A 12327-nucleotide genomic window follows, 5' to 3' on the forward strand; every position below is an offset into this window, starting at 1 on the left:
CTGATAAGGAACACCACACGATGTTTAGTTTTATTGCCCGCCGAATAGGGTTGTTGATACCCACCTTCTTCGGCATCACCCTGCTGACCTTTGCCCTCATTCGCATGATCCCGGGTGATCCGGTCGAAGTCATGATGGGTGAGCGTCGGGTAGACCCTGAAATGCACGCCCAGGCCATGGAGCGTCTGGGTCTGAACAAACCACTGCATGAGCAGTACATCGACTACGTCACCAAGCTCGCCCATGGTGATCTTGGCGAGTCATTGCGTACACGCGAAAGCGTGTGGACCGAGTTTTCCGCGCTGTTCCCCGCCACTCTGGAACTGGCCACCGCCGCGTTGTTGTTCGCGGGTGTCCTTGGGTTGCTGGCCGGGGTTATCGCGGCACTCAAGCGAGGGTCATTGTTTGACCACGGGGTGATGGGGATCTCCCTGGCGGGTTACTCGATGCCGATCTTCTGGTGGGGCCTGATCCTAATCATGTTCTTCTCCGTAGGCCTGGGCTGGACCCCGGTGTCCGGGCGTATCGATCTTTTGTACGACATCGAGCCAAAAACCGGTTTCATGCTGATCGACACCCTGCTCAGCGACCAGCCCGAAGCCTTCTGGGACGCACTGCACCACTTGATTCTGCCGGCCATTGTGCTGGGCACCATCCCGCTGGCCGTGATCGCGCGGATGACCCGTTCATCGATGCTCGAAGTGCTGCGCGAAGACTACATCCGCACCGCCCGCGCCAAAGGCCTGTCCCCGGCTCGTGTGGTGTTCGTGCACGGCCTGCGCAACGCCCTGATCCCGGTACTGACCGTGGTGGGCCTGCAAGTCGGCACCCTGCTGGCCGGTGCCGTACTGACCGAAACCATCTTCTCGTGGCCCGGTATCGGTAAATGGCTGATCGAAGCCATCGGTGCCCGGGACTATCCCGTGGTGCAAAACGGCATCCTGCTAATCGCCTGCCTGGTGATTCTGGTCAACTTCGTAGTCGACATCCTCTACGGCTTTGCCAACCCACGCATCCGTCACCAGCGCTGAGATCCTGACCATGAGCACTACTCCAAGCACCACCGAACTGGATCAAAGCCTGCTTTATCCATCGCCCTACAAAGAATTCTGGCATGCCTTCTCCAGAAACAAGGGCGCCGTTGCGGGCCTGATCTTCATGATCATCATCGTGTTCTGCGCGATCTTTGCCCCGTGGGTTGCCCCCCACAATCCGAGCGAGCAATACCGTGACTTCCTGCTGACCCCGCCGGTCTGGCTTGAAGGCGGCCAGTGGCAGTTCCTGCTCGGTACCGACGAGCTGGGCCGTGACCTGCTGTCACGCCTGATCGAAGGTTCGCGCCTGTCGCTGCTGATCGGTTTGTCGTCCGTGGTCATCTCCCTGATTCCGGGCGTGATCCTGGGCCTGTTTGCCGGGTTTTTCCCGCGCCTGCTCGGCCCGGGCATCATGCGTCTGATGGACATCATGCTGGCCCTGCCGTCCCTGCTGCTGGCGGTGGCGATTGTTGCCATCCTCGGCCCTGGCCTGATCAACACCGTCATCGCCATTGCTGTGGTTTCGTTGCCGTCCTATGTGCGACTGACCCGTGCCGCCGTCATGGGCGAACTGAACCGCGACTACGTGACCGCTGCCCGCCTGGCGGGCGCCAGCTTGCCGCGCCTGATGTTCATCACCGTGCTGCCCAACTGCATGGCACCACTGATCGTTCAGGCCACCTTGAGCTTTTCCTCGGCGATTCTCGACGCCGCTGCACTGGGCTTCCTGGGCCTTGGCGTACAACCGCCAACCCCTGAGTGGGGCACCATGCTGGCTTCGGCCCGTGACTACATCGAACGTGCCTGGTGGGTCGTGAGCCTGCCCGGCCTGACCATTTTGCTCAGCGTGCTGGCAATCAACCTGATGGGCGACGGCCTGCGCGATGCGCTGGACCCGAAACTCAAGAACGCCGCCTGAGGAGATTCCAATGTCACTGTTAGAAATCAAGAATCTCAACGTCCGCTTTGGCGACGCGACGGCCGTGCCGGTCGTCGATGGCCTGAGTCTGTCTGTGGATAAAGGCGAAGTCCTGGCCATTGTTGGCGAATCGGGGTCCGGTAAATCGGTCACCATGATGGCGCTGATGGGCCTGATCGAGCATCCCGGTATCGTGACCGCCGATGCGCTGAACTTCGACGGCAAGAACATGCTGACCCTCAGCGCCCGTCAACGCCGCCAGATCGTCGGCAAAGACATGGCGATGGTCTTCCAGGACCCGATGACCGCGCTGAACCCCAGCTACACCGTGGGTTTCCAGATTGAGGAAGTGCTGCGTCTGCACCTGAAGATGTCGAAAAAAGAAGCACGCAAACGGGCCATCGAACTGCTGGAAAAAGTCGAAATCCCTGGCGCCGCCAGCCGCATGGACGCCTATCCGCACCAATTGTCAGGAGGCATGAGCCAGCGCGTGGCCATTGCCATGGCGATTGCCGGCGAACCCAAACTGCTGATCGCTGACGAACCGACCACCGCACTGGACGTAACCATCCAGGCCCAGATCATGGACCTGTTGCTCAACCTGCAGCGCGAACAAAACATGGGGCTGGTACTGATCACTCACGACCTGGCCGTGGTCGCCGAAACGGCCCAGCGCGTGTGCGTCATGTACGCCGGCCAAGCGGTAGAGGTCGGCAACGTGCCAGGGCTGTTTGACGTGCCGGCGCATCCCTACAGCGAAGCCCTACTGGCCGCGATCCCTGAACACAGCATGGGCGCCGCCCGCCTGGCCACCTTGCCCGGCATCGTGCCGGGACGTTACGACCGCCCGAAAGGCTGCCTGTTGTCGCCACGCTGCCCCTACGTACAAGAACAATGCCGTCAACAACGTCCTGAGCTGGAGCAAAAGGCTCACAGTCAGGTGCGCTGCTTCTTCCCCTTGAATCAGGAGGTGGCGTAATGACTGTTGTTCTGACCGCCCGTGACCTAACCCGTCACTACGAAGTATCCCGTGGCCTGTTCAAAGGCCATGCGCTGGTGCGCGCACTCAACGGTGTATCGTTTGAACTTGAAGCGGGCAAAACCCTGGCCGTGGTGGGCGAATCAGGTTGTGGCAAGTCCACCCTGGCCCGCGCCCTGACCCTGATCGAAGAGCCATCCTCCGGCTCATTGAAAATTGCCGGTCAAGAAGTCACGGGGGCCAACAAGGCCGAGCGCAAGCAACTGCGCAAAGACGTGCAGATGGTGTTCCAGAGCCCTTACGCCTCGCTCAACCCGCGGCAGAAAGTGGGTGATCAACTGGCTGAGCCGCTGCTGATCAACACCACACTGAGCGCTAGCGAACGCCGCGAAAAAGTCCAGGCCATGATGAAACAGGTGGGTCTGCGACCTGAGCATTACCATCGCTACCCGCACATGTTCTCGGGCGGCCAGCGCCAGCGAATTGCCCTGGCACGGGCCATGATGCTGCAACCCAAAGTGCTGGTGGCGGACGAACCGACTTCCGCACTGGACGTATCGATTCAGGCGCAGGTACTCAACCTGTTCATGGATCTGCAGCAGGAATTCAACACCGCCTACGTGTTTATTTCCCACAACCTGGCGGTGGTGCGGCACGTGGCCGACACGGTATTGGTGATGTACCTGGGCCGCCCGGTAGAAATGGGCCCCAAGGAAGAGATCTATACCCGACCGCTGCACCCCTACACCCAGGCGTTGCTGTCGGCGACACCTACCATCCACCCGGACCCGCTCAAGCCTAAAATCAAGATCGTGGGCGAGTTGCCCAACCCGCTGAACCCGCCATCAGGCTGCGCCTTCCACAAGCGCTGCCCGTATGCCACTGACGTGTGCAGCACTGACGAACCCATCTTGCGTCTGCTCGACAACCGCCAGGTTGCCTGCCATCACGCGGAGCAGTTTCTAACTGACTGACGCTTATGTGGGAGCGGGCTTGCTCGCTCCCACCGTTCAGAAACTACGTCTGGCTATCGCCTTCGTCGCCCTCTTCACCGTCATCGCCGTTATCACCGCTGCCACCGCCATCCGCGCCGCCGTCACCATCCGTCTGGTCGTCATCCCCCGAACTGCCGCCCTGCCCCTGATCACCCGGCTCCGAGTCCGATTTGTAGATGGCATGAACCGTCGGTCCCGGCACGCCAGTCGCCGAATACCCGGCCGGATAACTGGCCCAAGCTGCAGAAGCACTCATCGACAACAACACCAGCACTTTGAGCAACAACACTATGCGTTGAAAAAGCTTCATGGCGATTTCCATCCAGTTGTGGGAAAAACACCCTTTAAACCTAGTCCGCCCCCTTCAGCTTTTCCAGAAACACACAGGTTGCGATATACCCATTCGGAGTTACGCAGCCGCGTTTATCGATACTTTGTGGCGGGGCTTCTCCCCCTTGTAGCCGTTGACGAGCAGCGCGAGGCTACGTCCGGCTGCGTAGCAGTCGTAAAACCAATCAGCAGTGATGTGTCAGGTGCATCGTACTTACCGGATTTACGACGATTGCATCGTCGGACGTAGCCTCGCACTGCTCGTCAACTGCTACAGACACTTTTCTGGCCGTGTATTCACTACCTGACGCAGGCCAAAAAAAAGCGAAGCCCAAGGGCTTCGCTTTTTTTCAACCAGACGCCTGAGCCCTTAGTGGTGCTCACGGGTCGCACGGAACTTCACATCCGGCCAGCGCTCTTCCATCAACGCCAGGTTTACGCGCGTCGGCGCCAGGTAGGTCAGGTGACCACCGCCATCAATGGCTAGGTTTTCCACAGCCTTGATCTTGAACTCTTCGAGCTTTTTCTTATCGCTGCAATCGATCCAGCGTGCCGACCAAACGGTGATCGGCTCGTAGGAGCATTCCACTTTGTATTCGCCTTTCAAGCGGCTCGCGACCACATCGAACTGCAACACACCCACAGCGCCCAGGATGATGTCGTTGCTGCGCTCCGGGAAGAACACCTGAGTGGCGCCCTCTTCGGCCAGTTGCTGCAGCCCCTGACGCAGTTGCTTGGACTTGAGCGGATCGCGCAGTCGAACGCGACGGAACAATTCCGGGGCGAAGTGCGGGATACCGGTAAAGCTCAGGCTCTCGCCTTCGGTGAAGGTGTCGCCGATCTGGATCGTGCCGTGGTTGTGCAAACCAATGATGTCGCCCGCAAACGCCTCTTCGAGCTGTTCACGCTCCGAAGAGAAGAAAGTCAGCGCGTCGCCGATTCGTACGTCCTTGCCGGTACGCACGTGACGCATTTTCATGCCCTTTTCGTACTTGCCCGAGCAAATGCGCATAAAGGCGATACGGTCACGGTGTTTTGGGTCCATGTTTGCCTGGATCTTGAACACGAAGCCGGTGAACTTCTCTTCAACAGGCTCTACGGTGCGCTCGTTGGCAACACGGGCCAATGGCTTGGGCGCCCAGTTCACAACGGCATCAAGCACGTGGTCGACACCAAAGTTGCCCAATGCAGTACCAAAGAACACCGGGGTCAACTGGCCATCGAGGAACTCCTGCTGGTTGAATTCATGGCAGGCGCCCTGAACCAGTTCCAGTTGATCGACGAAGCGCTGGTACTCGTCACCCAGGTGGGCGCGGGCTTCATCGGAATCAAGTTTTTCGATGATTTTGGTTTCGGTGCGCTCATGACCGTGACCGGCGGTGTAGACGATGATGTAGTCGTCTGCCAGGTGGTAAACACCCTTGAAGTCACGGTAGCAACCAATCGGCCAGGTGATCGGCGCCGCCTTGATTTTCAGGACCGCCTCGATCTCGTCCAACAACTCGATCGGGTCGCGGATATCGCGGTCGAGTTTGTTGATAAAGCTGACGATGGGCGTGTCACGCAGACGGCAGACGTCCATCAGGGCGATGGTCCGTGGCTCTACGCCCTTACCGCCATCGAGCACCATCAGGGCCGAGTCGACCGCGGTCAGGGTGCGATAGGTGTCTTCGGAGAAATCTTCGTGGCCCGGGGTGTCGAGCAGGTTGATCATGTGGTCGCGATACGGGAACTGCATGACCGACGTGGTAATCGAAATACCCCGTTGCTTCTCCATTTCCATCCAGTCGGAGGTGGCATGGCGGTCGGACTTTCGCGATTTCACCGTACCGGCGACAGCAATCGCCTTACCCATCAGCAAGAGCTTTTCGGTGATGGTGGTCTTACCCGCATCGGGGTGGGAAATAATAGCGAAAGTGCGGCGTTTCGCGACTTCGGCGGCCTGGTTGGTCATGGGAAATCGCCTGACGATTGATTCAAAAAAGGGCGCGGATTATAGCCTAAAACCGGGCACTACAGCCACCGTTGGTACCCTTGCCCGTCGGACAAGGGTGGCAATGTGCCGTAAATAATGTGAACCTTTTAAACAGTGGAGGCGTCCACTCTCCTGATACGACAAACCGTCAGGGGCTGAAATATCAGCAAGTTAGCCTGACGAGGCTGCGCTAATGACAGGTGATGAGGGCGCTTTTCGCACTCCCCTGTTGCTCTTCGCGAACATGATTGTCGGCAGCCAGAAATGGTAATGCCACGAGACGATGTGTTCGCCGACTGAAAAAAAGGAGTCCGTCTGTGGCAAATCGCTATGGAAAAGGGCTTATTGGAGGTGCGGTTGTGATCGCGCTCCTGGCCCTGTTGGTCCACTGGATCGGCATCAGCACTATCGAACACTATCAAGATGATTTGTTGTTCTACCTGCAAGCCCACCTGTACCTGGTACTCGCTTCAATGCTCGCCGCCCTCCTTGTAGGGATACCCGCCGGCATTTTCCTCAGCCGACCGAACATGGCCGGACGTGCGGAACGCTTCATGCAAGTCTTCAACATCGGCAACACCGTCCCTCCGCTGGCCGTACTGGCCATTGCCCTGGGTTTTCTGGGGATCGGTAGCGGTCCTGCCATCTTCGCCCTGTTTCTGGCCTCGTTGCTGCCCATCGTGCGCAACACCTATGAAGGCTTGAAAAACGTACAGGGTTCGCTCAAGGAAGCCGCCGTCGGCATCGGCATGACCCCACGCCAGGTGCTGTGGCGAGTCGAATTGCCCAACGCCGTGCCCATCATCATGGGCGGTGTACGGGTCGCACTGGCGATCAACGTCGGTACGGCACCCCTGGCGTTCCTGATCGGCGCCAATAGCCTGGGCAGCCTGATTTTCCCCGGCATCGCCCTCAACAATCAGCCGCAACTGATCCTCGGCGCAGCCTGTACCGCGCTGCTGGCATTGCTGCTCGATGGCCTGGTGATACTCATCAGCCGCCGATGGTTGGAACGCGGTCTGCGACCTGTTTAAGGTCCGGCTGAGCAAAGGAATACCCATGAAAAAAATAAGCTTCTTACTAGGCTGCATCCTGCTGTGCGCAGGAATTGTCCAGGCCGCAGAAAAACCCCTGATTCGTATCGGGGCGCGAGTGTTTACCGAGCAAACCCTGCTCGCTGAAATCACGTCCCAATACCTCAACAGCAAAGGTTACAACGCCAAGGTGACTGGCGGGCTGGGCAGCAGTCTGGCGCGCTCGGCCCAAGAGTCGGGGCAACTGGACATGGTGTGGGAATACACCGGAGTATCGCTGGTGGCTTACAACCACATCACCGACAAACTCGACAGCCAGCAATCCTACGACCGGGTTAAAGAGGTCGATGCAAAAAAAGGACTGATCTGGCTGCATCCGTCCAAGTTCAGCAACACCTACGCACTGGCCCTGCCACAGAAAGTGGCCGAGGCGTTTCCGGACATCAACAGCATCAGTGACCTGAACAAGGCTCTGCGTGACCCGGAAAACAAAAGCGCACTGGTGGCACTGGACACCGAGTTCGCCAACCGCTCCGATGGTTTGCTGGGCATGGTCAAGCTCTACGACATGGACCTGACCCGCCGCAATATCCGTCAGATGGACGCAGGCCTGGTCTACACCGCGCTGAAAAACGGCCAGGTATTTGCCGGGCTGGTGTACACCACGGACGGCCGCTTGAGTGCCTTCAACCTCAAGTTGCTGGACGACGACCTGCATTATTTCCCGGACTACACCGCCGCGCCGGTCGTGAGCAAAGCCTATCTCGATGCCCACCCGGACCTGGAAGCGCTGCTCAAACCCCTGGCCGATCTGTTTGACGACGAAACCATGCGCCAGCTCAACGCGCGGGTCGACGTGAACCACGAAAGCCCCTCCACGGTGGCCGCAGATTTCCTGCGCCAACATCCACTCAACTAAGGAAAAGACATGGAATTTTTGAACGCCTTTTCCCATATGGACTGGTCGCTAGTCTTACAACTGACCCTTCAGCACATCAGCCTGGTCGGCATCGCCGTGATTCTGGCGATCCTGATCGGCGTGCCGCTGGGTGTGTTGATGACACGCTTCCCGACACTGGCCGGCCCTCTGCAAGCCAGCGCCACCGTGCTGCTGACCATTCCGTCCATTGCCCTGTTCGGCCTGCTGTTGCCGTTCTACTCCAAGTTCGGCCAGGGCCTGGGCCCGATGCCGGCCATCACGGCGGTGTTTCTTTACTCACTGCTGCCCATCATGCGCAACACGTTCCTGGCCCTCACCGGCGTGGAACCGGGCATTCGCGAAGCCGCCCGCGGCATCGGCATGACCTTTGGCCAGCGCCTGCGCATGGTTGAACTGCCCATCGCGGTACCCGTGATTCTCGCCGGCGTACGCACCGCCGTGGTGATGAACATCGGCGTCATGACCATCGCCGCCACCATCGGTGCTGGCGGTCTGGGTGTACTTATTCTTGCTGCAATCAGCCGTAGCGACATGTCGATGCTGATCGTCGGCGCCGTGTTGGTCAGTGTTCTGGCCATCATCGCCGACCTGCTTCTGCAATGGCTGCAACGCTCGCTGACTCCAAAAGGACTGCTCAAATGATCGAACTTCAAAACCTCAGCAAAACATTCCAAAGCAACGGCAAAGACGTAAAAGCCGTGGACTCGGTAAGCCTGACCGTCAACGAAGGCGAGATCTGTGTGTTCCTCGGGCCTTCGGGTTGCGGTAAAAGCACCACGCTGAAAATGATCAACCGCCTGATCAAGCCCACTTCCGGCAAGATCCTGATCAACGGTGAAGACACCACCGACCTAGACCCGGTGACCCTGCGTCGCAATATCGGTTATGTGATCCAGCAGATCGGCCTGTTCCCCAACATGACCATCGAGGAAAACATCACCGTCGTGCCGCGCCTGCTGGGCTGGGACAAGCAAAAGTGCCATGACCGTGCCCGCGAGCTGATGAGCATGATCAAGCTTGAACCCAAGCAGTACCTCAACCGTTATCCGCGCGAACTGTCGGGTGGCCAGCAACAGCGGATCGGGGTGATTCGCGCCCTGGCCGCTGACGCACCGCTGCTATTGATGGATGAACCGTTTGGCGCGGTCGACCCGATCAACCGCGAGATGATCCAGAACGAATTCTTCGAGATGCAACGGGCGCTGAACAAGACCGTGATCATGGTCAGCCACGACATCGACGAAGCGATCAAGCTGGGCGACAAGATTGCGATCTTCCGTGGCGGCAAGTTGTTGCAGATGGATCATCCCGACACCCTGCTCGCCCACCCGGCCGACGACTTTGTCAGCAACTTCGTGGGCCAGGACAGCACGCTCAAGCGCCTGCTGCTGGTCAAGGCCGAAGACGCGGCGGACAACGCGCCGTCGGTGAGCCCGGAAACCCCGGTGGCCGAAGCGCTGGAACTGATGGACGAACTCGACCGTCGCTATGTCGTCGTGACATGTGCCGACAACAAGGCCCTGGGCTATGTGCGCCGGCGCGACCTGCACCGCCAGAGCGGTACGTGCGGCCAGTACCTGCGCGAATTCACCGCCACTGCCGCGTCCGAGGAACACTTGCGCATCCTGCTGTCGCGCATGTATGAGTTCAACCGTTCGTGGTTGCCGGTCATGGACACCGAGCGTGTGTTCCAGGGTGAAGTGACGCAAGAATCGATTGCCGCCTACCTGAGCTCGGGCCGCTCACGTGGGGCCAAGACCAGCATTGTCTCGCCGGCAGATATTGCGTTGGCGTAACTGCTCTCGGCGCCGGCTTGCATCCCGATGCAGGCGACTCGATCGTTCTGCTTGACCGCGTTGAGGCCATCGCGGGCAAGCCACGCTTCCACAAGGACGAAAGCCCCTGTGGGAGCGGGCTTGCTCGCGACACTGGCGACTCGGTCACTCTGTTTACCCGCCCTTGCGGCCCCCGTAAAAGCGCTGCGCGCGAACTCCTCAGTGTCACAAAGGTCGGTTACTTAAATAGCTGTCCGCGCCCCCACGACGAACGCGTACAAAAACGCGACATTTTTTGTTGATCTCAACGCACTCACCCCCTAAAGTTCGCGCCGAACATCCATGCTGGAAACGATCCATCCGGCTCAAGTACTGACGACGAGACAGCAAGGTCCATTTACCTTTTTTGCTTTCGGCGGACATGCCTTGGGAAGTAGGCGAACCAAAGTGGGGATACGGAGGATGTTCAGTTGCGCCCATTTATTTATGACGTTTGCCACTAGGAGTCCCTCAGCATGTCGATCAAGGTCGAAGACTATTACGCGCGCGATACCTTCAACAAAATGAAGGCCTTCGCTGACACCCAGGAAACCCCGTTCGTGGTGATCGACACCGCCATGATCAGCAAGGCTTACGATGACCTGCGTGCAGGCTTCGAATTTGCCAAGGTGTACTACGCAGTCAAAGCCAACCCAGCCGTCGAAATCATCGACCTGCTGCGCGACAAGGGTTCGAGCTTCGACATCGCTTCGATCTACGAGTTGGACAAAGTGATGGACCGAGGTGTTAGCCCGGATCGCATCAGCTACGGCAACACCATCAAGAAATCCAAAGACATTCGCTACTTCTACGACAAAGGCGTGCGCCTGTTCTCCACCGACTCCGAAGCTGACCTGCGCAACATCGCCAAGGCGGCTCCAGGCTCGAAGATCTACGTTCGTATTCTGACCGAAGGCTCGACCACGGCTGACTGGCCTTTGTCGCGCAAATTCGGCTGCCAGACCGATATGGCCATGGACTTGCTGATCCTGGCCCGTGACCTGGGCCTGGTGCCGTACGGCATTTCGTTCCACGTGGGCTCCCAGCAACGGGACATCAGCGTCTGGGATGCGGCCATCGCCAAGGTCAAAGTGATCTTCGAGCGCCTGAAAGAAGAAGACGGCATCGTTCTCAAGCTGATCAACATGGGCGGCGGCTTCCCGGCCAACTACATCACTCGTACCAACAGCCTGGAAACCTACGCCGAAGAGATCATTCGCTTCCTGAAGGAAGACTTCGGTGACGACCTGCCGGAAATCATCCTGGAGCCGGGCCGTTCGCTGATTGCCAACGCCGGTATCCTGGTCAGTGAAGTGGTACTGGTAGCCCGTAAATCCCGCACCGCCGTGGAGCGCTGGGTTTACACCGACGTGGGTAAATTCTCTGGCCTGATCGAAACCATGGACGAAGCCATCAAGTTCCCGATCTGGACTGAAAAGAAAGGCGAAATGGAAGAAGTCGTGATTGCCGGCCCAACATGCGACAGCGCCGACATCATGTACGAAAACTACAAGTACGGCCTGCCGCTGAACCTGGCGATCGGTGATCGTCTGTACTGGCTATCGACCGGTGCCTACACCACCAGCTACAGCGCGGTTGAGTTCAATGGCTTCCCGCCGCTGAAGTCTTTCTACCTGTAAAAACAGGCCCCCCGGCCAAATGTCCGGGGGGCTGTCATTACCGTCTAGCGACTGATCCGCCGCAAGAAACGCTGAAACCCTGCCAGCTCTGCCGATGCCTGCTGCATCGCGTTAGCGTTGACCTCTGTGGTCGAATGAGCACGGCTGATAAACACCCCAAGCCCCCTGACAACCAACCTCATGTTGTCAACCCAGTACGCCCGAGCCTCACCAGTTCAGCGTGACGCCTGATTTTCTCTGCACGCTCTTTCAATACCCGAGCATCTATCACGTTTTGGTTTTGCAGCACTCTCACGTCAGATAACGTGTCGGTTATTTTGTTGCGTGCCTGAGTCAAGGCAAACAAGCGATAGCCACCGTCAAAAAAGCCAAGGTACTGCGTCAGGCGCTCAAGAGCCGCCACGACCACATCCGCCTCTGCTTTTCCAACCAGTGCCGACGTTAAAAGCGTCTGGATGTGCTCGGCGGTCGGCAGTAAATCCCTTATGTGATCCAGCCAGGTTCGGGATTGAAGAATAGTGACGGCAGCGTCTATAACCTGGCGGTTGCAGGAGCTGAGTGCAACACGGTTATTGAATTGAAGCCGGAGCATCATGCCGCATAGCCAAGGCTTCCTGCATCACCTCTCCCATGACTTCGATCGGGCATTTGAAATCGAAGCGCTTAC

12 protein-coding genes are annotated in these 12327 nt (G+C 58.5%); 9 read left to right on the forward strand and 3 right to left on the reverse strand.

Features of this window, described 5'->3' with window-relative positions; all coding sequences use genetic code 11:
• Positions 1-20: 20 nt before the first annotated feature.
• From AC19YQ_RS05530 to AC19YQ_RS05545, 4 genes are read left to right on the forward strand one after another with little or no spacing between them, the layout of a single operon-like run.
• On the forward strand, positions 21-1031 hold the full coding sequence (locus tag AC19YQ_RS05530; protein WP_133078879.1) for an ABC transporter permease subunit: 1011 nt from the start codon (positions 21-23) through the stop codon (positions 1029-1031).
• A 10-nt stretch (positions 1032-1041) separates the two neighbouring features.
• On the forward strand, positions 1042-1953 hold the full coding sequence (locus AC19YQ_RS05535; protein WP_133078878.1) for an ABC transporter permease subunit: 912 nt from the start codon (positions 1042-1044) through the stop codon (positions 1951-1953).
• Positions 1954-1963: 10 nt separating this feature from the next.
• Positions 1964-2932 carry an ABC transporter ATP-binding protein gene (locus AC19YQ_RS05540; protein ID WP_133078877.1) on the forward strand — a complete coding sequence of 323 codons (969 nt, stop codon included), beginning with the start codon at positions 1964-1966 and terminating at the stop codon, positions 2930-2932.
• Positions 2932-3906, forward strand: a complete 975-nt coding sequence (locus AC19YQ_RS05545) for a peptide ABC transporter ATP-binding protein (RefSeq protein WP_219260936.1) — start codon at positions 2932-2934, stop codon at positions 3904-3906. Before AC19YQ_RS05540 ends, AC19YQ_RS05545 begins: the two co-directional genes overlap by 1 nt.
• A gap of 43 nt (positions 3907-3949) precedes the next feature.
• Here AC19YQ_RS05545 and AC19YQ_RS05550 read toward each other — a convergent pair whose 3' ends face one another.
• Positions 3950-4237, reverse strand: a complete 288-nt coding sequence (locus AC19YQ_RS05550) for a hypothetical protein (protein ID WP_500594730.1) — start codon at positions 4235-4237, stop codon at positions 3950-3952.
• 390 nt (positions 4238-4627) lie between these two features.
• Entirely contained in the window at positions 4628-6211 is a 1584-nt protein-coding gene (locus tag AC19YQ_RS05555; protein WP_019823908.1) for a peptide chain release factor 3, read from the reverse strand.
• A gap of 338 nt (positions 6212-6549) precedes the next feature.
• On the opposite strand from AC19YQ_RS05555, the gene AC19YQ_RS05560 reads away from it, so the two are divergent.
• The 5 genes from AC19YQ_RS05560 to AC19YQ_RS05580 all read left to right on the forward strand — a co-directional run bounded on the left by AC19YQ_RS05560 (position 6550) and on the right by AC19YQ_RS05580 (position 11660).
• Positions 6550-7266 (forward strand): ABC transporter permease, encoded by a 717-nt coding sequence (locus AC19YQ_RS05560; protein WP_338649171.1) that lies wholly within the window; start codon positions 6550-6552, stop codon positions 7264-7266.
• A gap of 25 nt (positions 7267-7291) precedes the next feature.
• Positions 7292-8185 carry a glycine betaine ABC transporter substrate-binding protein gene (locus AC19YQ_RS05565; RefSeq protein WP_500594731.1) on the forward strand — a complete coding sequence of 298 codons (894 nt, stop codon included), beginning with the start codon at positions 7292-7294 and terminating at the stop codon, positions 8183-8185.
• Positions 8186-8194: 9 nt separating this feature from the next.
• Positions 8195-8848: an ABC transporter permease gene (locus AC19YQ_RS05570; RefSeq protein WP_133079755.1), complete on the forward strand. Its 654-nt coding sequence runs from the start codon at positions 8195-8197 to the stop codon at positions 8846-8848.
• Positions 8845-10002 carry an osmoprotectant ABC transporter ATP-binding protein OsmV gene (locus AC19YQ_RS05575; RefSeq protein WP_133079756.1) on the forward strand — a complete coding sequence of 386 codons (1158 nt, stop codon included), beginning with the start codon at positions 8845-8847 and terminating at the stop codon, positions 10000-10002. Before AC19YQ_RS05570 ends, AC19YQ_RS05575 begins: the two co-directional genes overlap by 4 nt.
• Positions 10003-10496: 494 nt before the next feature.
• Positions 10497-11660: a type III PLP-dependent enzyme gene (locus tag AC19YQ_RS05580; protein WP_133079757.1), complete on the forward strand. Its 1164-nt coding sequence runs from the start codon at positions 10497-10499 to the stop codon at positions 11658-11660.
• A gap of 178 nt (positions 11661-11838) precedes the next feature.
• Here AC19YQ_RS05580 and AC19YQ_RS05585 read toward each other — a convergent pair whose 3' ends face one another.
• Complete coding sequence (locus tag AC19YQ_RS05585) at positions 11839-12255, reverse strand: alpha-xenorhabdolysin family binary toxin subunit B (protein WP_500594732.1); 417 nt, start codon at positions 12253-12255, stop codon at positions 11839-11841.
• Positions 12256-12327: the final 72 nt, after the last annotated feature.

It is taken from the genome of Pseudomonas sp. MF06569 (assembly GCF_059862735.1).